Here is a 21,970-nt window from a genome sequence, read left to right as displayed (position 1 = left end):
GCCGTTTCTTTATCGCGCCAATTCATGTTTTGGTTTTCTGCCCGTCCCACAGATGCAGGGCTTGTTCAGGCTCTCCAGCACGGAGGGCCTTTCGCTTTTTGGCATGACCTCCGACGCCTGCCGCTGGGCGGGGGCGCGGCTGTCAATATCCAGCAACGCGTTCAGCTCCGCGAGGCGCGCGCTCTTTTGCGTAAGCTCCGCTTCCTGCGGGAACGGCTTGCCGATCTCGGCCTTTGCCGCATCCATCTGCGAATGAAGATTATCAAGCTGGGCGTGAACGTTTTGCAGACGCTTCGGCATATCGGAAAGGGCGTTGTCGATACGGATCAGATTGCCCCGCGCGTCCTTGCCCAGCGTGACGCGGTGGCTCATCTGCCCCTTGAGCGTCAGGATAAAATCCTGTCCGAACCCCTCCACGGACAACGACATGGTAAAGCCCCGGTAGCTGCCGATCTCCATCGGCTCCAGCCCCTTGACCTCCTTGCAGGCTTCCAGAATGGCGGCACCGGCGTTGTCCTTGTCGGTCAGGGAATCGCCCCGCACCACCATCCCGGCAAATCCGTCCTTCGGATGCGGGTGTGCTTCCAGCGTCGCCATATCCGTTTCCAGGCCTTTGATAAACCCTTTGTTGCGCTCAATTTCCTCCGGGAAGTATTTGAGCAGATTGTCCTCCAGCCGGAACTGCTGGCTCTGATGGTTGGCTTTCATGAGTTTCAGCTTGGCCACATCCATATCGAGGTCCATCTTCTCCTTGATCCGCTCATCCCCGGCGCACAGGGCCTTGATTTCCGCGTAGGAAAGCGCCGTTTCGTCAATGTCCTCACAGGAGCGGACGGGACTTTTGCTGGTCATGATCTGCGAGATGAATTTCTGCTTATTTTCCACGGTTTGCCAGAGGTACGAATCAAATGTCCCTTCGGTGACGTAACGGAAAATGTGTCCTTCCGGATTTGTGTTATACTGCCGGATGATGCGGCCCGATCTTTGCTCCAAATCTCCCGGCCTCCACGGGCAGTCCAGATCGTGGGATGCGATCAGAAGGTCCTGCACGTTCATCCCGGCCCCCATTTTCGCGGTGCTGCCCATGAGGACGCGCACCTGTCCGGCGCGCACCTTTGCGAACAGTTCCTTTTTCTTGACTTCGGTATCGGCGTCGTGAATGAACGCGATTTCACCGACGGGGACGCCCCGCGCGACGAGCTTATCCCGGATGTCCGAGTAGACGCTGAACGATTCCGGCGCGTCGGCCTCCGGCGTGGCGTCCTGCAAAGCGTGAAGCTCCGTGCCGCCCGCGAGCTTTCCCCCGGCCCGGACCGCCCGGTTTTCCTTTGCGGCGGTGCGGGCCTTGGGCGTGGAAATATCGCAGAAAACAAGCTGGGTCAGCTTTTTGTCCAGCCCGTCATGCCAGTAGCTAAACACATTGTTGACGCACAGATTGACCTTACTGCCGGGATTGTCGGGAAGCATGGGATTGATGACGCGCTGATCGAGGCCGAGTTTGCGCCCGTCTGACGTGATTTTGAGCATATTGTCCAAATGCGGGTCGATGTTTCCGGAATGGACGGCGGCGGCGCGCTCCGAAAGCTTTTTTACCATCTCCTTCTGAAGCTCCGAGGGCTGCGCGACTTCGTTGTGGTACACGGCTTTCGGCGTGGGAAGGTTGAGCTGGTCGGCGGTCTTGATGTCCGCCGCCTCCTTGAACAGCAGCATCAGCTCCGGCAGATTGTAGAACCGGGCAAAGCGCGTCCGCGCCCGATAGCCGGTTCCCTCCGGGGCCAGTTCAATGGCCGTCACAGTTTCGCCAAACGTCGAGGCCCAGCAGTCAAAATGAACGAGGTTCCGCTCTTTCAGGGTTTCGTACTGGAGATAGCGCATCATCGTGTAAAGCTCGGTCATTGAATTGCTGACCGGCGTCCCGGTGGCAAACACGACGCCCCGGCTGTGCGTGATTTCATCGAGATACCGGCATTTCAGGAACATGTCGCTGGATTTTTGCGCGTCGGTGGTGGAAAGGCCCGCCACGTTGCGCATTTTCGTGTAGAGAAACAGGTTTTTGTAATTGTGCGCCTCGTCCACGAACAGACGGTCCACGCCGAGCTGTTCAAAGGTGACGACATCATCCTTGCGGGAGTTGTCGTTGAGCCGCTTCAACCGCGCCTCAAGCCCCTTTTTCGTGCGCTCCAACTGCTTGATGGTAAACTGCTCCGCACCACTGTCTTTCAGTTCCTCCAGCCCGTTTTCGATCTCCCAAATCTGCTCCTGAATGAGCCGTTTTTGGCGTTCCAGAGAGACGGGGATTTTTTCAAACTGCGAATGGCCCATGATGATCGCGTCGTAGTCGCCGGTGGCGATCCGGGCGCAGAACTTTTTGCGGTTGCGTTTTTCAAAATCCTTTTTAGTAGTAACGAGAATATTCGCGGAGGGATACAGACGCAGAAACTCCGAGGCCCACTGCTCCGTCAGGTGGTTCGGGACTGCAAACAGAGATTTTTGACACAGCCCCAGCCGTTTGCCCTCCATTGCGGCGGCAATCATTTCATAGGTTTTGCCCGCGCCTACGACGTGCGCCAGCAGGGTGTTCCCGCCGTAAAGCTGGTGTGCCACGGCATCGAGCTGATGCTCCCGCAGCTTGATTTCAGGATTCATGCCGGGGAATACAAGATGCCGCCCGTCGTATTCACGCGGGCGGCTGGAATTGAACAGCTCGTTATATTTTTTCGTCAGGGTCTGACGCCGTTCCGGGTCCCGCCAGATCCAGTCGTGAAAAGCGTCCTTGATGGCCTGCTGCTTCTGTTGGGCGAGGGTGGTTTCCTTGGAATTGAGGACGCGGCGCTCCTTGCCGTCCGGGTCGGTCACGGTATCGTAGATCCGCGTGTCCCGGAGGTTCAGCGAATCCTCCAAAATCCGGTAGGCGTTGGCCCGGTCGGTGCCGTAGGTGACATACGCCGCCACGTTGTTGTACCCGACGCTGCTTTTATTGGAAACAGACCATTCCGCCGTAAACGAGGAATAGTTTACCCGGATGCCGTCGCGCACACCGGACGGCGGGTTCAGCAGTTCCTCCATAAACTGCTGGATGTACCCCTTGTCGATCCAGGTCGCGCCGAGGCGTACCTCGATTTCCGAGGCGTCCAGGTCCTTCGGCTGGGCGGCTTCCAGCGCCTCAATGTTGGGGGCAATTTTTTCCGCGAGGTCGGGCCGTATTTCCGCGAGGGCCTTGGCCAGCCGCAGCTTGCGGCGCACATTGCCGGAGAGGTATTCGTCGGCGGTGACAAACGGGATGTTTTCCAGCTTGTAAAAGGCTTTTGGAACGCTTGCCGGGTCCTGTTCGCCCAGGTCGCGGAAGATGACGCCGCGCAGCTCGTCGGCCAGCGTCTCCGGCGTCTTGCCGGTGAGGGTTGCCATGTAGTCCATGTCTACCCGCGCTTTTTCCGCGATGGAAAGTGAGAGAGCTTCCGACGCGGTGTCCACGGAAGTGACAATTTTCCGCTGCCGGATGGTGCGCTTTGAAAACATGTCGGCCTTGCGCTCCAGCTTGCCGTCCTCGTCGATCACTTCCAGAGAGCAGAGCAGATAGTAGGAGGAATCCTCCGCGAACGCGAGGCTGTTGCCGCGCGAATTGATGAGGCCGTATTTTGCAGAAAAAGCGTCGTAGAACCGGTTCAATTCCGCTTGGGTTTTATGGATTTCCGTGTCGGAGGCGTATTCGTCAAGCTGTTGGGCAATGAGCTTCTGCACACAGTCCCGCAGCTCCACCATGCCCATAACGCGGGCCTTGGCTGTTTCATTCAGCTCCGGCCGCACCATGCGGGAATTCTCCCGGTAGTACACTTTACCGTCCACGACCGTGTAGGAATAGTTTTTTACATCGGGGTCTGCCGGGATGAAATCGTCGATTTCCTCGTTCTCACCGAGATCCGGCAGCTCCGCTTCCTCGATCTGCCCCTGAAGGTGGGAAACCGCCTCATGGAGCTGTGCAGAAAGATCGGCGTCGGGGAACGGTTCGCACGTCGTTTCCCTTTTATCGCCGTGCATTTTATCGTCCCATTTGACGGTCCCCAGCACCATTTCGGGATGATCGGCAAAATAGCTGTTGACGGGAATTCCATCTTCGGTCTGGCCGAGATGCACCCAATCGGGTTCAATATCAATGGGGGCCGGTCGCGCTTCTGGAGAAAGAGGATGTCGGTGGTGACTTCTGTCCCGGCGTTGGCCTTGAAAGAGTTGCTGGGTAGACGAATCGCGCCTAGTAAATCCGCGCGCTGGGCGATATACCGCCGCACTTCCGGCGACTGTTTATCCATTGTGTAGCGGCTGGTCACGAATGCAATCACGCCGCCCGGACGCACCTGATCAAGCGTTTTGGCAAAAAAGTAGTCGTGAATGGGGAAACCGAGCTTGTCATAGGCCCGGTCGGAAACCTTGTAACTGCCGAACGGAACGTTGCCTACGGCAAGGTCAAAAAAGTCTTTCCGGTCGCTGGTTTCAAAGCCCGCTACGGTGATGTTGGCGTTGGGATAAAGCTGTTTGGCAATTCGACCCGTGATGCTGTCCAGCTCCACGCCGTAGAGCCGGGACGCCGCCATGCTCTCCGGCAGCAGGCCGAAGAAGTTGCCGACGCCGCAGGCCGGTTCCAGAATGTTGCCAGTCTGAAAGCCCATGTTGCCGACAGCTTCATAGATAGCCCGGATTACCGTGGGGCTGGTGTAATGGGCGTTCAGGGTGGAGGCCCGCGCCATTTCGTATTCCTCGGCGGTGAGCGCGCCGACCAGCTCCGCGTATTCCTTTGACCATGCGGCGTTGTCCGGATCGAACGCCTGCGGGATGCCGCCCCAGCCGACATAGCGGGAGAGGGTTTCCTGTTCCTCCGGCGTCGCGGTACGGCCCTCGGCCTCGATTTGTTTCAGAGCGCGGATGGCCGCGATATTAAAGCCGTACTTGGTCTTCGCGCCGCCCTCGCCCAAATGGTCGTCGGTGATACGGAAGTTTTCGGCGGCGGGCTGCTCCGGCGTAAACAGGGCGGCGTTGCGTTCATCCTGCCGGATGCCGCTTTCAAAGGCGTCGCGGTTGACCGTCTCATGGCTCCACGAATAGGGGCCGGTGTCGATGCGTACGTCCTTATCCCCGACGTATCCCACGGTGCCGGACAGCTCCTGCCCGCCGTGATCCAAAACCGCCTGATCGCCAACTTCATAGGACGGCTTACCATCCAAATTAGCGGGCTCCCGCAGGATCGGATCATGGGAAAAGCCGTCCTGTTCCCGCTGGTACAGGGCGCGGAGGATAGGGGCGATTTCTTCCCAACGGGCGCTCCGCTTACTGTTGTATTTGTCGTGAATATCGACCTCAAAGCCCGTGGTGGTGGCAAAGAAGTCCGCCGTGTCGCCGGTGGTCAGCTCCATCGTTTCGGAAGTCCCGGCGTAGGTTTCGGAAAGGCGCTGGGCCACGCGGGTGTTGCCCTCGTTTTCGCGGAAATATCCCGCGATGTTTTCCTTGTCCCGCTGTTCCAGCAGGCCGGAGGTCAGGGCCTCCCGCAAATCGGCGTCCGTGTGCTCCAAGTCCGCAGCCAGAAACTCCGTGATGGAACCGTTCCGGGAATCCCGGCGCAGCAGATTTTCAAAGTTCTCCCGGCTTTCGGCGCGAAAAATGGGATAGGCAAGCGCCGGGTCGCGGAGTTGGACATCCGAAGTGCCGATGTCGGTAATTTCAAAGGGCTTATCGTCCAGATATACCGTGTCGCCTACCTTGTAGGGAGGCTGGATTGCGGCGCTGTCGGGAATCGCCCGCTGTAACGCCGTCCACTGCTCGTCGGTGAGCGTCACGTCCACTTCATGGGAAGCATCGCCGTTTCCGATGGTGATGGTGTCGCCGGTGCGGGTGATCGGCTGGTCGCTCAGATCGGGCGCGGGCTGTTCTTCCTGCGTGTAAAACCGATTCTCCCGGATGAGCTGGGCAATGCGTCGCTGCACCTTCGGCCAGGGCAAATCCGTCGATGTGCGGCCCACGGTCACGGGAAAGGCCGGAAGCTCGTCGCCGTACTCGGCGCGCAGAAAAGCCGCCGTGTCCTTGTCACGGGCATGTTCCCGCATGTAGCGGACAACGGCGTGTTTGCTCTCAATGTCACCGTTCCACTCCTGAAGGGCGGCGTCAATGTCAGCTTGGGCCGTACCGTGTTTTTCCGGCTTCTGCGTAGAAGATATAGAAAAAGCGGAGGGCTTTTCGCTCTCCGCTTCATCAATCCGCTGTATTTGTTCCTGCTCCGACGGGAAGAAACTTAATTGTAGATAAGCTCCGTCAGAATCGTTTCCTCGGCCTGCGCTTTCAGGTTGTTCATGAGGCCCACCCAGCGCATCGGGTCGGACGCTTTCAGGCTCTCCGTCACGCCCGCCGACTTCATTAGCTCCGGCATCGTGCGTTCCAGCCGAGCCGTTGCCGTCCGCTCGATCTCCAACAGGTGCGGGTACAGCTTCTCCGACAGCAACAGGCTGTTGTACAGCACCGGACGGTGCTCCTTCAGGTAATTTTTCCGCATCCTCCCGTATTTCCCGATGCTCTCCGTCTGCTCCGTGATCGTCAGGTCCGGAATCAGGTAATCCCCGTTCTTGGTGTAGGTCAGGTTGTTCTCCATATGTGGCGCTCCTTTCCGCGAGGTGTTCGCGTTCGTAATTTTTAACGGTGACTTCAATCTGCCGCAGCACCCTTTGACTTCCTTCGCTGACCGCCGTGCCGAGGGCGGCGACGGTATCCGGCGTGTTGAAATCAAAGATGCTCAGAAAATCCTCATGCTCAAAGTATTCGTCGGGTTCCAGCCCGCAGCGGGACATGAGGGCGTAGGTCAGACTGACAGAGGCGGCATTTCGGAACTGTGCTCCGATGTTGAATTCATCATATTCCTCTAAAAAGCTGCCGTCAACGATGTGGAGAATGTCGTACTGATGATCCTGCCAATATTCGTTTGCCATCTGTCCGGCGATCTGCTCCAACTGGTCGGCAAGGCCCTTTTCGCCGGAAATCTCATATTCCTGTTCCAGTGCCGCCGCAACCGCGCCCTCATGCTCCGGACGGTACTCCCAAAAGAACGGGCGGCGGGAATTCTCCCTGCCGCCCGTGTCGGAAATATCAAAGACGTACCGAATCCTCGGCTTGTCGCCGGAAGCGTCGATGAGCGCAATCCCTTTTCTGCCGCGCCGGATATACCGGCGCATTTTATCGTTCCAGACCTCATATCCGGCGCAGGCCGTCGCGTCGGGCCGCTGGGCGAAAATCATGAGCTGCTCATGGTACGGATATTTGTAGAGCCGCGCGGCGGTTTTGAGAAAATCCGTCCAGTCCGTATGGCTGGCGGTGATCTGCGTCGCCGCGTGGTCGGCCATCTGTGCTAAAGCCTGCACATTACTCGGCATAGTAAAAATCCTCCTTTCGGTGTCATAGGTAAAAAAAGAACAGCCCGTAGGCTGCTCTTTCAATGCTGTTTAATTCAGTTCATTCAAAAATAAATAATAATACCGCTTCAAAACCTATTCATAGCGTTTTCCCGCAACCATTATCGGGATGAAAAAACCAAGACACGCGAATAACGTAAAATACAACTTCCCCGAACTCCATATCACCGGAAAGAACCAACTTACCGCGAGGTAAAGCAGCGGGAACGCTATGGTTACGCTGAACAGATTGGCCAACGGGGAAAGTAACGCGATATCTGGCATACTTAATCCGCGTTCCCATTTGCTGACGGCCTTATCAGAAACGAATAGTTTTTGCGCCAGCTCCTTTTGTGTAAAACCTTTTTGTTTTCGTAGCTGCGCTAAAAACACGCCAAACTTTTCGTTGTCGATTTCATACATTTGATGCACCTCCGGCTAATATTGTAAATCACATGAGGGCTTTGGGCAACCGACCAGCGGTAGAATCGCGTATTTTAGCGCATTTACGGGCAGCTAATATCTATAGACAGGAATTATTCGCCACCCTGGTCGTTAAAATCCGGGAACAGGTCAAGCGCCGCGTATTCCTCATCACTCATGGCCCGGAGCTTTCCCAGCGCGGAATCGGTCAGGGCCAGAAGCTCTGTTTCCTCCGCGCCGAGGTAGCTCCGCATCTGCTCCAGCTCCGCGATCAGGCCCTCCCGCGTTCCGGTGTTGTAAATGCACATGAGATTGATTTCATCGTTTGTAAACATGTTATCGCTCCATTTCCGCGCCTCTGTCGGGCGCTGTTTTTTTGTGTTCCCGGCTGACCGGCTGATTTCTGAGCCGTTCCACGACGGATTTTTTCTTTTCGGCGCTTTCCCGCCGCGACGCCTCGGCAAGCTCCAGAAGTGAAATCGGCTGGCCGGTTTTGGCCTGCTGCTCCAGCTCCGCGACGGTGGCTTTCGGGCCGTTGTTGATGATGCCGTCAACCATTCCGTAATCATCCTCCATCGCCATCTCCGCGTTTTTCAGGTAGTTTTCCGGTTTCAGAAAGGCCGGAAGCTCCTGAAAACCGAAGCTGTCCGCGTAATGACAGGATACAACGCCGTTCTGCTTTAAGGCAACGATGTCGCTGACGGACAGGCTCGGCCTGTGATAATCGGCGGGATGGTCGTTGTTGAACCTGTCCCAAAAAGCCTCCAGCCGGTCCTCCGTATCGCCCTTATCCGTAAGCGGGGCGGTGTAGGCGAGATCATAGTTTCCGTGGTCTACGGCGATCCCCTTGGATTCCAGCCAGCTTAAAGGCTCAAACCGGATATCCCGCAGCTCGTCGCCGCCCTTCACCTGATAAATGGCGAAAGCATCCTGAGAAGTGTTCAAAAAAGCGACTTCCCGCTGCTCCTGATGCTTCATCCGATCCTCAATGGCTTCGGAAAACTCCCGGTTTTCCTCCCATTCCTCGCGGCTCATGGCAAGCAGACCGCTATGTTTTTGAATCTCATCCGGGTCAAACGCCATACTCGCGCCGCCGTCCTCAATCATGTAGACGGTGAGGTCCTGCTCGAAAAGCTCCAGCGCCCGGTCTTTGGAAAGAGGCAGCAGGTCCCCGTCCAGATACCCGCAGGCTTCCAGATCGGCCACGGTCAGCTCCGAATCCGGCATGGGGTATTCGTCCAGCGTCAGCTCCGGCGCGTCCGGCAGCATATTTGCCGCTGCCTCCGGCGCGGGAGCTGTTTGCACTTCCGGCTCTGTGTTCGGATGGCCGTCCATGCTCATATGATTTTTACGGAGATATTCCTGTATATCGCGCTCCCGCACGGCGTCGATCTCCCGGAGGATGTCCAGCGATACCTTTTCGGCGCTTTCGGGGGCCAGGTTTTCAGCAGCAAGCGCCTGATCGTAAGCGTCGGAAATGGAACCGGCGCTGTCATCAGCAAACCCGCTGACCGTCTCCCGCAAACTTTCCTTGTCGTAAAGGGTGTAGCTATATCCATTCTCGTTTTCCTTCACATAGAGATACGCGGCATGATCCAGCAGATACATCGCATCGGTTTCCCTCGGCGGGTAGATTTTTTCGATTTCGTCCAGACGCCGCAGCAGATCATCCGGGGAGCGCGCGCCGTCCCTTTTTGCGGCGTTCAAAATATCGTCCCGGACGCTCTTTCCAGAACCACTTTTCAAATCCTCCACGATGATGGGGATTTCTTCCTCGGCGGGGTGCAGCGGAAGCGGCGGCTCCATCACGGAGGCCGTGTACTGATACACGTCCCCGGCGAACTGCTCCAGAACGGGATCATACTCTTTTAAGACCTCGCGGAAGTTCCGGTCGATGTCGGTGATGAGGCCGGAGGCGGTTTTATTGATCGTTTCCAGAGAGGCCCGCAGTTCCGGCAGCTCCTTGCCCTGGCTCCAGGACGCGATATAGCCGAAGCTGTTTTCGCCGGTCTGGATGCCGTAATATTGGCACACGGAAAAGGAAACGGATTCGGCCTCCACTTCCTCGGTATTCCGGTCTTTCGGCTTGGGCGGCTCTGCGGTTTCGTCGCCTTGGGCGGCGGCAAGGCGGGCCTGTTCATAGTTATGCAGCGTGGCGTGGGTGATTTCGTGGACGGCGGCGGCAACAGTCTGCACCTCGCTCATGCCGGTGCGGATGGCGATGCGCTGGTCGTTTCCGCTAAAATAGCCGTCCATGCTCGGCTCCATCGCTTCAAATGCAAGCGGGACGGGAGACGAACGCCGCAGCGCCTCCATGAAAACCGCGTACTGCTGAACATTCCCGGTCAGATCATTGGCCAGCGTCGGCAGTGGCTTCCCCTCGGTCTGCGAAACGTCGAACACGGAAACCACCTTATACATGGGGATTTTAATTTCTTTTTCCTCCATAATAATATTTCCGTCCGCGTCCCGCATTGGGATTTTGGTGTCCGGGTCGAGTTTTTCCTGCTCGATTCTCTTTTTGAAGGGTGTGGGCGCGATGATTTTAATGCCGTGTTCGCCCCGCATGACGTTCCGGCTGAACTGATCGCGCCATTTATTAAAGCCCGCAACCAAAGAAGCGTCGGGCTTCTGCATGTAGATGAGCATGGTGTTGTTGACGGAATAGCGGTGGAACCGGGACATGGTGCGAAGGTACTGTGTATAACGGTCGCTCTGGAAGAGGTCCCGGATGCCCTGCTCGATGCTGTCGGTAATCTCTTTCAAACGGTCTTTGTTATTCTCATGGTCAGCCATCGTGCGGCCTCCTTTCAGCGTTCCTGATCGGGTGTATCATGCTTTCGTGCTTTGGATGTTTTGGGCTTCTCAGATTTCAAACGCTCCCGGATGGAGGGCCGCGCGCCGGTGATGCGGTACGCTGCGGGGACGCTGCGGCTCTTTTCAAAATGGGGCGTCCATTCATCGCCGGTGGGCAGAACATAGCCGTGCGCGGTAAACGCGCCGCGCTCCAGCTCGGTGGCGATCATCCCCAGCTTTTCACAGTCGATGGCCGCTTTCCATTTTTCCGGCATGTCCACCATGCCGGACTGATAGGCGTAATAGCGCCCCAGCTCGGCGGCGTTTTTCGCTTCGGGAATCAGCAGGAAATACTCGCTGTTTTCCTTGAAGTCGATGATCCGCTCCAGCTTCCGCAGGCGCAGGGTGCTTTCCGAAACCGCGTCCAGCAAGCGCCGCTGGGCCGGTGTCAGTTCCGCAATCCGCGCCGCCGCGTAATTCAGCTCATCCGGCGTGGCGTCTATCACGGCGTCGGAGTTGACCGCCAGAAGCTGATCCAGCGCGGGGACGTCGCTTGCGAAATCCGTTACCTTGCAGCCCGTTCCGACGGCCTCCGCGCCGATGCTCTGCATGGCCTCCTGAAACTGTTCCGGCGTGGCGGGGAGGGTCAGGATTATGCTCCGGTCCGGGTCCTCCGTGCTGGTGAAGCGCATTTTTGTGTAATCACTCATTTCTGCTTACTCCTTTCAAAGTCCGTATAATCAAAAATAGCGCGCTCCCGCACAGGCCGGGGGAAACCTATGCAGGAGCGCGCTCGCTATTCATTTTGGGAGCGTATGCTCCTGTCGGGAGGACGTATTTTCGCTGTTTTTGCCCGGATGCTATCGGCCTCGCGCCGCCTCTCGCTGTACGGTTCCCGGACGGAAACACAGCGTTTTGGGACAAGATAACTGACGGCTCCGCGATGCTCCGGGCGCTCCGGTTTCACCTTGTCAGGGTATTTCTCGGCCAACCGCTTGAGCTTTTTGATGAGCTGATTGTTATGTGTGTAAACGCTGGCCGTCGTTTCTTCCTCATTATAGCAGATGATGGTTTCCTGCTCATATTTTGAAAGTTTCATATGCGCTTACCGTTCCGGTCCGCCGCGTCGGGGCGGTTTCCGGGTTTTGACGGGCGCGGACAGCACTTCCCGGAACGCGCGGATCTCGCCGGATTCCTTTTTTACCGGCGTAAAAAGGCGTGGCGTCCGCAGATACATCCCATCCATCCCGGCCCCGCCGTAATACCGGCCCTGCCCGTCGCGTTCACTTTCCAACAGCGCGGTTCCATCTGCCAACACATAGCCATCCACGGTTCGCCGGTTCATTCCCGGCAGACCCATCGGTACGGCAGTTGTTTTGACGGGGATTTCCGGCCCCAACTGGTTCGATTCGGAAGGATTTTTGTTATTCACGCCGCTTCGCCTCCTTATCAAATTCCAACCTGAAATTGACGCGCTCCCCGGCGTCCTCCAAAATCACCGTCGCGTCGTAGGTCTTGCCGGTTTTCTCAGAATAGCATCCGGTGAGCCTTGCGCGCCCGTCCTTCAGGAGCGCGGCGGCGACGGTCTTTGTCAGCGTCTTTTTCTTGATGGCAAAGAAGTTATTGTCCTTCCACAGCCCAAACCGGCAATCATTATTTTCGCAGAAAAAGCCTTTTTTGCTCTCGGTCACGTCGGTGCCGCAGCGGGGGCATTTGCCGACGATCTCGCGGCCGGAGGGGAACAGCACTTCCGCGCCCTTGACCGGCGCATAGGTTTTTACCAGCTCCCGGAGCATCCCGGCGATGCCGTCCATAAAGGCGTTCGGCTCCAGTTCTCCGCGCTCCACCTGTTTGAGCCGGTTTTCCCATTCGGCGGTCAGCAGCGGGGATTGAAGCTGCTCCGGCAGGACGGTGACAAGGGATACGCCTATCTGAGACGGGATGAGACTGACCGTTTTCTTGGCTTTTTTCCGCTCTACAAAGCCGGTGGTGACGAGCTTTTCCAGAATGGCCGCTCGTGTGGCGGGGGTGCCTAAACCTTTTCTTTCTGCGTCCTCCGGCATCTCTTTCGCGCCCGCCGTCTCCATCGCGGAAAGCAGCGTGTCCTCTGTGTAGTGCTTGGGCGGCGAGGTTTTGCCCTCTTTGACGGAAACGGCGGTGACAGAAATATTCCGTCCTTCCTCCAGTTCAGGCAGGGGCTTGTCCGCCTGTTCCTGCAAATAGGCTTTCCAGCCGGGGATAAGGACGGTCTTACCCTTGGCGGCAAAGCCATACCCGGCACAGTCCAGCGTGACGGCGGTTTCGGCGTATCGGTGCGGCTCACTGACCGCGCAAAGAAGCTGCCGGGACACAAGCCGCAGGATTTCACGCTCCCCGGCAGGCAGCGCGGAAACGTCCGCTTTGCCCGCGCCGGAGGTGGGAACGACGGCGTGATGGTCACTGACCTTCGCGCTGTCGCAGACCTGACCGGCGTTAAGGGGTTCAGGCGCGTCCAAGCCGCAAATACCGGCAGCGACGGCGGCAAGCGCCGGAACGGTCCCTTCCATGTCGTTTGTCAGAAACCGGCTGTCGGTGCGGGGATAGGTGCAGAGCTTTTTTTCATAGAGTGATTGCAGATAGTCCAGCGTCTGCTGGGCCGTGTAACCGAGCAGCCGGTTGGCGTCGCGCTGGAGGGTGGTCAGGTCGTAGAGCGTGGGCGGCTTTTCGGATTTTTCTTTCCGCTCCACGGCGCTGACGGTTGCCACCCTGTCCTTGCAGGCGGCGGCAACGGCCTCGGCCTCCGGCTTTGCTTTCAGTTTGTCACTGGTGGCTGTAAAATCGCCGCAGTCGAGGTTGACCGTGTAAAACGGCTCCGGCTGAAACGCTGAAATCTCCGCTTCCCGCTGCACGATAAGCGCCAGCGTCGGGGACATGACGCGCCCGACGTTCAGGGTGCGGTGGTAGAGGACGGAAAACAGGCGCGTTGCGTTGATACCCACCAGCCAGTCGGCCTTGGAACGACAGAGCGCGGACTGATGCAGGCCGTCGTAGTCGCGTCCCGGTTTCAGGTCGGCAAAGCCCTGACGGATGGCCTCGTCCTCCATTGAGGAAATCCAGAGCCGTTTCATCGGTTTTGAACAGCCCGCCATGCAGTAGACGGTGCGGAAGATCAGCTCTCCCTCGCGCCCCGCGTCGCAGGCGTTGATGACCTCGCTCACATCGTCGCGGCGCATCAGGGTACGGAGAATATCGAACTGCTTCCATTTGTCTTTCCCTACGGTGAAGCGCCAGCTCTCCGGCAGAATGGGAAGGTCCTCGCGCTGCCATTTGGCGTACTTTTTATCATAAGTATCCGCTTCGGCCAGCTCCGCGAGATGACCCAGGCACCAGGAAACGAGGTAGCCGCCGCCCTCCAGATATCCGTCGCCACGCTGCTTCGCGCCGATCACGGCGGCGATGCTTTGGGCAACCGAGGGCTTTTCACTGATTACAAGTCGCATTTCTCTTTCTCCTTCCGTTTCGGCGTGATAATGAGGTCACGGTAACAGGTTCCGGCGCAGCCGCTGCCATAGTAAGAGCAGCCATAGCAGCGGTGATCCTTGGGCGGGGCGGGAGGCTGTTCCTCCCGCCCGTATTTCGGCTTTTGCACCATCATCCGCTCAAAGGGGCTGTCGGTAAAGAAGGTCATTTGTCCTCACGCTCCGTTTCCTCATCGGGCGCTTCCGGCTCGTCATCCGGTTCGGATTCCGTTTCATCCTCGCCCTCATCGTAATCGTCCGGATCAGCCTTGCCCTTATCGGATTTACCGGGCTTGCGGAACTTGAAGAACCACACGGCGACGCCGATCAGAACGGCGGCGAACAGAGCAACCGCCGCGACTGCCGCGCCGCTGTTCTGTTTTTCCGGCTGGGAATCAGACGGAGCGGCGGGCGTCGATGTGGTCGGAGACGATGAGGCTTCCGGCGTGGTTGTGACTTTGGAGGAAGAAGAATCCTCGGTGTCCTGCCCCTCGCTCTGCGCCAGGGCAAGCAGGTCCTTTTCCGTCACGGCGTCCAGAAAATACACGTTCTCGGCGTTTTTCTGCCGATCTATAATCAGATAAAAAACGTGCTTGCTGGGCGTAGTGATGGTGAAAAACTCCTTGCCGTCCTCATTGGTCACGTTGTCGATCACCGTGCCGGTGCCATCCGGCGTCAGGGGCTTGGATTCTGCCTCAGACGAGGGGGTATCAGTCTGCGTGGGGGACGGCGTTGCTTCCTCGCCGCCGTAGGCAAATGCGTTGACTGAAAAGGCCGTCATGCAGAGCATGACAGCCAGAAGCATGGTAAATACGCGCGTCATTCTATTTTTCATTTTCTGCGTCCTCCTGTTTGAATGTCGGGAACGGCACTCCGCTTTTTTCGCGGAATGCCTGAAGAACAGCGGACAGTTCCTGAGAGGTCATGCCGGAACCTCGCACGAGGCCCACGATGTCGGTATTCTCCAGCTCGGTTTTCTGCTGCTCCAGCTCCCGGATATGGGCTTGCAGCCCGGATATCTTTTGCTTTGTTTTCGCAATTTCCGTGTCGATCCTGTTAATTTTGGGGTTCAAAATAAATACCTCCAATCTGTTTTCTGTTTATTGGGCGGGTAAGCGTCCGAATCCGTATAGGTGGCTCTGCCAGTAGCTTGTATTGAGGTTCGAGTAGCCGATGGGGTCGCCCGCCGCAATCATCATGCCATCCCCGACGTAGATGCCCACATGGGAAACGCCGTCCGTATCGTAGGTATGCTCAAAGAAAACGAGGTCGCCCGGTTTGGCGTTTGCCGCCGAAACGGGAGTGCAGATGTTGTAAAGCCCCTGCGCCCCCAGCCGCCCCATGTTCCAGCCGCTGTGATTGATCACCCAGCTTACAAAGCCGGAACAGTCAAAGGAGGTTTTCGGGCTGCTGCCGCCCCAAACGTAGGGATAGCCGAGATACTTTTCAGCCTCCGTGATGATGGCGGCAAACTGCTCATCCTTCAATGCCTCCGGGGGAATGTCGTAATCGGTGTATTCCTTTTTCGTGGAGGCGTTGGGATAGGCCGACGCGGGAAACAGATCGGGCCGGTTGCCCAGCGTGGAAATATAAATGGAGTACATGCCCACCTTATCCTCATCCATGATGAATACGGGCAGATGGGACAGGTTTTCGTTGTGCAGCTTCACGTTGCAGATATAGTAGTTATACGGAACTTCATAGGTATCGGTATGGGTGTTGCCCTCCGCGTCCGTCCAAGTGTCGGTTTCCGTGCGGTAGCGCACCTCAACCTCCACATCCTGCGTCAGTTGGTATTGCTTGGAGAACAGCATGGAAAGCGTGTCCTGAACCTCGGCCAGCATCCATTCACCGCCGTGCCACGCGGTCAGAAGCGAGATCAGCACATAGGGGTCGTGGCCGATTTCATCAAGATCGTAGCGGTATTCGTCGTACCCGCTATGCTGGGTTTCATAGTTGTCCACTTCATTCTGAAGGTCGGCCTCCATTTCGGCATAAGCGGCCTCCGCGCCCAGCATGGCCTCGTCCGATGAGGGATAGGTGGACACGACAACGCCGGACAGCCCACCCTCCAGCAAAACGGAACAGGAAGATATGGCGTTCAGGAACAGGGCCAGCACCACAAAAATGGCGGCAATAATGAGAAAGCCCTTGCTGTGCCGCCCGACAAACGCCGCCGCCCGTTTGCTCTCCCGCGCCGCCGTTTTTCCCGCTTTCACCGTGTTTTCGGCAGTTTTTCCGGCTGAACCTGTGAACTGACCGGCGCGCTTCGCGGCGGCGTACTGCTTTTTGACAGCCTGTTTCTGCCGCCAGTGGGAAAGCGGATTGCCGGAGGGCCGGGGATCGTCCCGCGCGGCCTTTTTCTGCAAATAGCCAAGGTTGGCGCGGTCCAGCCGACTTTCCGCTTTGGCCGATTTCCGGTAAGGTTTCAGCTTGTGGGAACGGTAGGCACTCTGTCCGGCGCGAACTGAAAGCTCGGCGGTTTCCTCGCTTTTATGCGCGGCCTCCACGCCCACGTTATCATCCTCGGACTGCCGGATTTCTCGGTGGAATTGCAACAAAGCGGCATTCACCGGCGCGTCCCGGACGGCGTGAGTGAGCTTGGAGGGCGGCTTTTTCTTGTCGGTTTCCTCAAACTTTAAGCGCGTCGTGACCTTGCCGGTGGCGGGGTCAACAACGCGCTCTCTTGTTTTTACGGTTTTCTTCGGTATCTTATCCCGCGCCCGGTCAGCTTTTGCCGCCGCTTTCTGCGCCCTGCGGATGGGCTTTTTCAATACGGGATCGCCGCGTTCCTCGTCTGTGAATTGCAGGCGGGGCGCTCTTTTTTCCATCATCATCACCTCCTGCGGATGGATTTCAGGCGGCGTATGGGACGTGGATGTAATCCAGCACCCTGCCGCAGCCTAACTTGCCGATGCAGTAATCGTATTGTACGGGATGGGACAGCGCCATGCGCTGAAAGCGGTTTTGTCCTTTTTCCAGATGGACGCCGAACATGCAGAACATACAGCCGGTGCGGTGCGCGCCGGTGGTGACGAGCCTGCCGCCGTCCTCCGTGATCTCCCCGTAGATCGGGGAATACGGGAGGCCGGTGAGCTGCAAATACCGGAGCACATCCTGTTCCAGCCAAAAAGAAAGGGGCTGTGATGACGGCTCCTTTTTCTGGAACGCATTACAGCCCGTGATGAGATATGCACTTTGCCGCCTTGCGCTCTCGCAGGCCATTGTCCCGATGATGGGCATCGCTCCCATTTCCTTCACAAAACGGTGTAGGGGCCGCTTTTTCATTACCGTGCAGCAGTATTCGGAAATGGGAAACGGCGCGCCCAAAAGATACCGCCATTTCATGTACCTCTCGTTGTACCGGGAAGGGGTCCCGTCGCGGTTCTGCCCGTTCAGGTGACGGATAGCCCACTCGCTGCCCCTGCGGGCGTAATAGATACGATTGGCAACGTCCTTGGAGACAACCGGATAACCGTATTGCTCGATCACCTTCGGGAAGGGCATCTCCGGGCGCAGCCACGTCACATTGGGAACGGCTTTGACGAACGCGCGGATCTCCGGGTATTCGAGGCCCGTGTCCACATACACGGCGGGAATGTTCGGAAACGCCCGCCGCGCAAGGTCGAGCAGCACCGTGGAATCCTTGCCGCCGGAGAAGGATACCGCCACGTTCCCGCCGTAATGAAAATACCACTCCATGATCCGGGCCTGCGTGACCTGGATTTTTCGTTCCAGCGGCCACGCCTGCATGACGCTCAGGTCCTCGCGGGTAAAAGCGTTCATGATCCAGCCGCCACTTCCTGCGGCTTGGTGGTCATGATGCGATACAGCTCCGTGCTTTTCGGGAAATGGTCCACGAACGGCAAAATGACGTTGCCGTAGAACAGCAGCCCTTCGCCCTCGCCGGAATGGGTGACGTAAGAGAGCTGATGGGGCGAAATGCCGAGCTGCTTGGCGAGAATCTGCCGGTCGCCGGACGCCTGATTGAGCATGTAAATATAATCCGAATTCTCAAAAATGTTTTCGATCTCACGGGAGGAAAGAAGGTCCTTGATGTTCTGCGTTATTCCAGTCGGGATGCCGCCCCACTTGCGGAAACGCTTCCAGATTTCCACGGAATAAGCGGCGGTCTGTTCTTCTTTTAAGAGCAGATGAAACTCGTCGATGTAGTAGCGCGTGGATTTTCCCACGGCCCGGTTGAGGGTGACGCGGTTCCAGACCTGATCCTGCACGATGAGCATCCCGATCTTTTTGAGCTGCTTGCCCAGCTCCCGGATGTCATAGCTGATGACGCGGTTTCTCACGTTCACGGTGGTGCGGTGGTTGAACACGTTGAGGGAGCCGGTAACGTAGATTTCCAGCGCCGTGGCGATGTACTGCGCCTCCTTTTCATCCTGCCGCCGCAGCTCGTTGTACAAATCCTCCAGTACCGGCATGTTCTCCGGTCGCGGGTCGTTCAGATAATTCCGGTACACCAGCCTGACACAGCGGTCGATAATGGTCTTTTCCACCGGCTGCAAACCCTCCTTACCGCCGACGATCAGCTCACACAGGGAAAGGATGAAGTCTGATTTCAAAGATAATGGGTTTTCTTCCTCGGAATAGTTCAGGTTGATATCCATCGGGTTAATGTAGTCGGTGGACGTGGGCGAGATTTTGATGATCTGCCCGTGCAGGCGTTCCACCAGCGGACCGTATTCGGCCTCCGGGTCGCAGACGATGATATCGTCGTTTGTGACAAGGAACACGTTGAAAATCTCGCGCTTCGCGGAGAAGGATTTGCCCGCGCCCGGTGTGCCGAGGATCAGACCGTTGGGGTTTTTCAGGAGCTTCCTGTCCACCATGATGAGGTTGTTGGAAAGCGCGTTCAGCCCGCAGTACAGCGCCTCGCGCCCGGTCTGGAACAGTTCCTGCGTGGTAAAGGGAATAAAGATGGCGGTGCTCGATGTGGTCAGGCCCCGCTGGATTTCCACCTGATTCAGGCCGAGCGGCAGGCTGCTCATCAGCCCTTCTTCCTGCCGGAAGTCGAGGCGGGTCAGCGCGCAGTTGTATTTCTGCGCAAGGGAGCTGGCCTGAAACACGTTGTTGTCGAGCCGCTGACGGCTGTCGGCCACGTTAAGGACGAGGAAGGTCACAAGGAACATGCGCTCGTTGCGGCTCTGTAAATCCTGCAACAGCTTTTTTGCTTCCTCGCCGTAGGTAGCGAGGTCCGAGGGGATGATGTCCATATCGTAGCCGGAACGGATGGCCTTTTTCTGTTCCTGAATCTTCATGGAATCCAGGTCCGTGATTTTCCGTTTCACCGTCTTGATGGCGCGTACCTGGTCGATGGACTGGATGTGCATGGTGACGATGAGGGAGCTTTCCATGTCCAGAAAATCGGCCAGCATCCGGTCGTTCAGCTCCGGCGCGAGGATTTGCAGAAAGCTGACCGCGCCCACCTTGCGTCCCATACCGAACAGATTGCCGCTTTTGAACTCAAAGGAACTGGGGGCGATGAAATCCTTGACAGAGAGGCCGGAGGGGGTCAGCCAGTCCCACGAAAAGCGGAACGGCTCCGGCGCGTCCATGTGGAAAATGTCGTGCAGCAGCCGCAGGCGCTCCATGCCGTTCAGGGAAGCGGCGGTGACACCGAGGCGCTTGAAATTATTGAGAATGTCGATTTCAATGCGCTCCAGCCGGGGCTTGGCGGCTTTCAGCCCGTCCGCTTCGATGCCGAACGTCAGGTATTTGGTCTTAATGAGGCCGTTGTTGCCTTTGGCAAGCTGGTTTCGGAGCATTTCGGTGTACTCCGCGCGCAGGCTGTCAAAATCGTCGCCCTGGGGCGGGATGGTGACGCTTTTCGCAAAGCTGTCCCGCGTCGCGGAGAGGTTCAGGAACGAAAGCTGAAACCGGATGGAGCTGTCAAAATAATTGAGGAAATCGCACCAGCTATCAAAGATGGCGGTCTTGTCCTCGTTCTGGTTGAGCTGATAGTTGATGTCCTGAAACTGAATGGTTTTCGTGTAATAGCTGTCCGTCACGCGGCAGATGCCGTCCGGGAACATCCGCTGAAACGGAATGCTGTCCTGTGCGGATTTTTCCTTTTTGTCCGTCCGCTTCGCCCTTGCGACGGCGGCTTCGATCTGACGGCGTTCGGCGCGGGTCAGCGTATCATGAAAATGTGCCTTAACCGCATCTTTTTCTTGGAGCTTTCCCTTTTGCCGTACTACTTTTTTGTGTATTCCGAACAATGTCGTTTACCTCCTTGTCCAGTTGGAATTGCCGCGTCAGGGCGGCGTAATAGTTGTTGGTCTGATAGGGCCGCTGCTTGGGTCGCAGGAACAGAACCCGCACGATATTGCGGACGATCTTTTCCATAGGCAGGCCGTTTTTTTCATAGACGGCCATGAGGAAAAACGGCAGCATGACGAGCACCATGCAGAGAGAAGCGCCGCTGGCGCTCAGGTTTGCCGGTCCTTTGAGCAAAAAGAAAAGCGGGATGCCGATGAGAGCACCGCCGCCGAAACAGATAAGCTGCCGCTTTGTTAAGTTGAGCAGGACCTTCGTTTTCACGGCGGTCAGGTCCTTGGGAACGGGAACATAGGCCATTTATCGCGCCCCCCGTTCCTTTGCCGGACGCTCTGTTCTCACAGCAGCCCCAGCGCTGTTCCGGAGCCGTTCCAACACGGACGGCTTTTCTTTCAGTTCGTAATCCCGGAGCGCATCTTTTTTGTCGAACACCTCATCAAGCGCAAAACTGAAATCGCTCAAATCCTCCGTGCGCTCCAGCCATTTGTCGGCCACAACCTGCAAGGGGTTTTCAAACAGGAGAAGATAGTCGATTTCCTCCGGTTCAAAGCCGTGGCTTTCGGTCAGATAATAATGGGCATCCTTAATCGCGGTGATCTCACGGGAACCGTCGATCAGCTTTGCCTTATCGCTGGATTCCCACGTTTTCCGAAAATCCTCAAGATTGGCGTCCAGCCGGTCAAGAAGCTCCTGTAATTTATCCTGCATTGTAGTTCACCTCCGTCAATGCGTGTTGAAAATTGATTTTGCAAGGCTTCCGGTCTTGAAAAGGGTAAAGCACAGCAGCACCGTATAGCCCATGCACGTCCAGATTGCCTTGCTGACATCCGTGTCCACGGCGATGCCCCGCACCAAAACGGCGTAGATTGCCACGCAGACGATAATGAGAAAACCCTGAAAGCCCAGCGCGAACAGGGAGCGGAGATAATTCTGCCCCATGCCGCCCGATTCCCGATTCATCATCGTTGCCATCGGGATCGGCGCGATGGACGTGGCCAAATAGATTTCAATCATTCTCCCGTACACGATAATGAAAATGCAGATCGTCAGCGCCCACATGGTAATGCCCACAAAGATACTCTGGAACCACAGCCCGAACAGGGGGCCGATGTCCATTGCCATGAGCCGCGCTTCCAGATCTGTTGTGATGGCGCTGATGTCGATGGACGTATCCGAAACGATCAGGCCAGCCGCGTTGTTTACCACGCTCTGCGCCACGTCGAACACACCCATAACGATGTTCCATGTATTGGTCACGATGAGGATGGCACAGGCCGTTTTGAAAATCCAGCGGAAGAAAACCGCCGTTTCGATGTCATGAAAATTGTTCTTGTCGGTGACGATCTGGATCAGCTCCAGCGTCATCACAAACGCGAGAATCAGACCGGCAATCGGCATCATGACGTTTTCGGACAGGTTTCGGATCATATTGTAAATGCCGGTATTCCATGCCTGGGGCGTCGTTCCCACCTGTGAGGCGATTTCTCCCACGCGCTGATTTACATTGTCGAACATGCCGGACAGGTTGTTCATAATACC

19 protein-coding genes and 1 pseudogene are annotated in these 21,970 nt (G+C 57.0%); 2 read left to right on the top strand and 18 right to left on the bottom strand.

Going from position 1 to position 21,970, the window contains the following annotated elements; translation table 11 throughout:
• Positions 1 to 9: 9 nt before the first annotated feature.
• A pseudogene (locus P9B68_RS05335) lies at positions 10 to 4,994 on the bottom strand (DEAD/DEAH box helicase family protein); the annotation flags it as partial.
• Between the two features lie 1,280 nt (positions 4,995 to 6,274).
• A complete protein-coding gene (locus tag P9B68_RS05330) occupies positions 6,275 to 6,628 on the bottom strand; it encodes a TnpV protein (RefSeq protein WP_277668600.1) in 354 nt (117 codons plus the stop codon).
• Here P9B68_RS05330 and P9B68_RS11760 point away from each other — a divergent pair.
• Positions 6,618 to 6,899, top strand: a complete 282-nt coding sequence (locus tag P9B68_RS11760) for a hypothetical protein (RefSeq protein ID WP_277668599.1) — start codon at positions 6,618 to 6,620, stop codon at positions 6,897 to 6,899. The two genes, P9B68_RS05330 and P9B68_RS11760, sit on opposite strands and share 11 nt — an antisense overlap.
• A 36-nt stretch (positions 6,900 to 6,935) precedes the next feature.
• Complete coding sequence (locus P9B68_RS11755) at positions 6,936 to 7,382, top strand: hypothetical protein (protein ID WP_277668598.1); 447 nt, start codon at positions 6,936 to 6,938, stop codon at positions 7,380 to 7,382.
• 135 nt (positions 7,383 to 7,517) lie between these two features.
• Here P9B68_RS11755 and P9B68_RS11720 read toward each other — a convergent pair whose 3' ends face one another.
• From P9B68_RS11720 to P9B68_RS05240, 16 genes are all read right to left on the bottom strand, one after another.
• Positions 7,518 to 7,844, bottom strand: coding sequence for a helix-turn-helix domain-containing protein (locus P9B68_RS11720; RefSeq protein ID WP_407932265.1), 327 nt, complete (start codon positions 7,842 to 7,844; stop codon positions 7,518 to 7,520).
• 113 nt (positions 7,845 to 7,957) lie between these two features.
• Positions 7,958 to 8,179: a transposon-transfer assisting family protein gene (locus P9B68_RS05310; protein WP_277668597.1), complete on the bottom strand. Its 222-nt coding sequence runs from the start codon at positions 8,177 to 8,179 to the stop codon at positions 7,958 to 7,960.
• A gap of 1 nt (position 8,180) precedes the next feature.
• A complete protein-coding gene (locus tag P9B68_RS05305) occupies positions 8,181 to 10,640 on the bottom strand; it encodes a YodL domain-containing protein (protein WP_277668596.1) in 2,460 nt (819 codons plus the stop codon).
• Positions 10,641 to 10,654: 14 nt separating this feature from the next.
• The gene (locus P9B68_RS05300; RefSeq protein ID WP_277668595.1) at positions 10,655 to 11,350 is read right to left on the bottom strand and encodes an antirestriction protein ArdA; all 696 of its coding nucleotides are present in this window, start codon (positions 11,348 to 11,350) and stop codon (positions 10,655 to 10,657) included.
• 86 nt (positions 11,351 to 11,436) lie between these two features.
• Positions 11,437 to 11,739 (bottom strand): immunoglobulin, encoded by a 303-nt coding sequence (locus P9B68_RS05295; RefSeq protein ID WP_277668594.1) that lies wholly within the window; start codon positions 11,737 to 11,739, stop codon positions 11,437 to 11,439.
• 6 nt (positions 11,740 to 11,745) lie between these two features.
• Complete coding sequence (locus P9B68_RS05290; protein ID WP_277668593.1) at positions 11,746 to 12,072, bottom strand: hypothetical protein; 327 nt, start codon at positions 12,070 to 12,072, stop codon at positions 11,746 to 11,748.
• Positions 12,065 to 14,119 carry a DNA topoisomerase 3 gene (locus P9B68_RS05285; RefSeq protein ID WP_277668592.1) on the bottom strand — a complete coding sequence of 685 codons (2,055 nt, stop codon included), beginning with the start codon at positions 14,117 to 14,119 and terminating at the stop codon, positions 12,065 to 12,067. The genes P9B68_RS05290 and P9B68_RS05285 overlap by 8 nt, the downstream gene beginning before the upstream one ends.
• Positions 14,107 to 14,307, bottom strand: coding sequence for a hypothetical protein (locus P9B68_RS05280; RefSeq protein ID WP_277668591.1), 201 nt, complete (start codon positions 14,305 to 14,307; stop codon positions 14,107 to 14,109). Before P9B68_RS05280 ends, P9B68_RS05285 begins: the two co-directional genes overlap by 13 nt.
• On the bottom strand, positions 14,304 to 14,972 hold the full coding sequence (locus P9B68_RS05275; RefSeq protein ID WP_277668590.1) for a DUF4366 domain-containing protein: 669 nt from the start codon (positions 14,970 to 14,972) through the stop codon (positions 14,304 to 14,306). Before P9B68_RS05275 ends, P9B68_RS05280 begins: the two co-directional genes overlap by 4 nt.
• The gene (locus tag P9B68_RS05270; RefSeq protein ID WP_277668589.1) at positions 14,962 to 15,210 is read right to left on the bottom strand and encodes a DUF4315 family protein; all 249 of its coding nucleotides are present in this window, start codon (positions 15,208 to 15,210) and stop codon (positions 14,962 to 14,964) included. Before P9B68_RS05270 ends, P9B68_RS05275 begins: the two co-directional genes overlap by 11 nt.
• Positions 15,211 to 15,237: 27 nt before the next feature.
• Positions 15,238 to 16,968, bottom strand: coding sequence for a CD1108 family mobile element protein (locus P9B68_RS05265; RefSeq protein ID WP_277668649.1), 1,731 nt, complete (start codon positions 16,966 to 16,968; stop codon positions 15,238 to 15,240).
• 25 nt (positions 16,969 to 16,993) lie between these two features.
• Positions 16,994 to 17,923 (bottom strand): phosphoadenosine phosphosulfate reductase family protein, encoded by a 930-nt coding sequence (locus P9B68_RS05260; RefSeq protein ID WP_277668588.1) that lies wholly within the window; start codon positions 17,921 to 17,923, stop codon positions 16,994 to 16,996.
• Complete coding sequence (locus P9B68_RS05255) at positions 17,920 to 20,289, bottom strand: VirB4-like conjugal transfer ATPase, CD1110 family (RefSeq protein WP_277668648.1); 2,370 nt, start codon at positions 20,287 to 20,289, stop codon at positions 17,920 to 17,922. The genes P9B68_RS05260 and P9B68_RS05255 overlap by 4 nt, the downstream gene beginning before the upstream one ends.
• Before the next feature lie 19 nt (positions 20,290 to 20,308).
• Entirely contained in the window at positions 20,309 to 20,731 is a 423-nt protein-coding gene (locus tag P9B68_RS05250; protein WP_277668587.1) for a PrgI family protein, read from the bottom strand.
• A complete protein-coding gene (locus tag P9B68_RS05245) occupies positions 20,732 to 21,139 on the bottom strand; it encodes a hypothetical protein (protein WP_277668586.1) in 408 nt (135 codons plus the stop codon).
• A gap of 15 nt (positions 21,140 to 21,154) precedes the next feature.
• The gene (locus P9B68_RS05240; RefSeq protein ID WP_407932268.1) at positions 21,155 to 21,964 is read right to left on the bottom strand and encodes a VirB6/TrbL-like conjugal transfer protein, CD1112 family; all 810 of its coding nucleotides are present in this window, start codon (positions 21,962 to 21,964) and stop codon (positions 21,155 to 21,157) included.
• Between the last annotated feature and the right edge of the window lie 6 nt (positions 21,965 to 21,970).

Origin of the sequence: Caproiciproducens galactitolivorans (genome assembly GCF_029266045.1) — a bacterium.
Classification (GTDB): Bacteria; Bacillota; Clostridia; order Oscillospirales; family Acutalibacteraceae; genus Caproiciproducens; species Caproiciproducens galactitolivorans.
This window is presented reverse-complemented; position numbering and strand designations above follow the sequence as displayed.

Bases quoted from the DNA above. Each gene is read 5' to 3' on its own strand.
- P9B68_RS05305 (WP_277668596.1), bottom strand. From the start codon at position 10,640: ATGGCTGACCATGAGAATAACAAAGACCGTTTGAAAGAGATTACCGAC.
- P9B68_RS05265 (WP_277668649.1), bottom strand. From the start codon at position 16,968: ATGGAAAAAAGAGCGCCCCGCCTGCAATTCACAGACGAGGAACGCGGC.
- P9B68_RS05245 (WP_277668586.1), bottom strand. From the start codon at position 21,139: ATGCAGGATAAATTACAGGAGCTTCTTGACCGGCTGGACGCCAATCTT.
- P9B68_RS11755 (WP_277668598.1), top strand. From the start codon at position 6,936: ATGATCCTGCCAATATTCGTTTGCCATCTGTCCGGCGATCTGCTCCAA.
- P9B68_RS05300 (WP_277668595.1), bottom strand. From the start codon at position 11,350: ATGAGTGATTACACAAAAATGCGCTTCACCAGCACGGAGGACCCGGAC.
- P9B68_RS05310 (WP_277668597.1), bottom strand. From the start codon at position 8,179: ATGTTTACAAACGATGAAATCAATCTCATGTGCATTTACAACACCGGA.
- P9B68_RS05330 (WP_277668600.1), bottom strand. From the start codon at position 6,628: ATGGAGAACAACCTGACCTACACCAAGAACGGGGATTACCTGATTCCG.
- P9B68_RS11720 (WP_407932265.1), bottom strand. From the start codon at position 7,844: ATGTATGAAATCGACAACGAAAAGTTTGGCGTGTTTTTAGCGCAGCTA.
- P9B68_RS05280 (WP_277668591.1), bottom strand. From the start codon at position 14,307: ATGACCTTCTTTACCGACAGCCCCTTTGAGCGGATGATGGTGCAAAAG.
- P9B68_RS05295 (WP_277668594.1), bottom strand. From the start codon at position 11,739: ATGAAACTTTCAAAATATGAGCAGGAAACCATCATCTGCTATAATGAG.
- P9B68_RS05285 (WP_277668592.1), bottom strand. From the start codon at position 14,119: ATGCGACTTGTAATCAGTGAAAAGCCCTCGGTTGCCCAAAGCATCGCC.
- P9B68_RS05250 (WP_277668587.1), bottom strand. From the start codon at position 20,731: ATGGCCTATGTTCCCGTTCCCAAGGACCTGACCGCCGTGAAAACGAAG.
- P9B68_RS05260 (WP_277668588.1), bottom strand. From the start codon at position 17,923: ATGAACGCTTTTACCCGCGAGGACCTGAGCGTCATGCAGGCGTGGCCG.
- P9B68_RS05240 (WP_407932268.1), bottom strand. From the start codon at position 21,964: ATGAACAACCTGTCCGGCATGTTCGACAATGTAAATCAGCGCGTGGGA.
- P9B68_RS05275 (WP_277668590.1), bottom strand. From the start codon at position 14,972: ATGAAAAATAGAATGACGCGCGTATTTACCATGCTTCTGGCTGTCATG.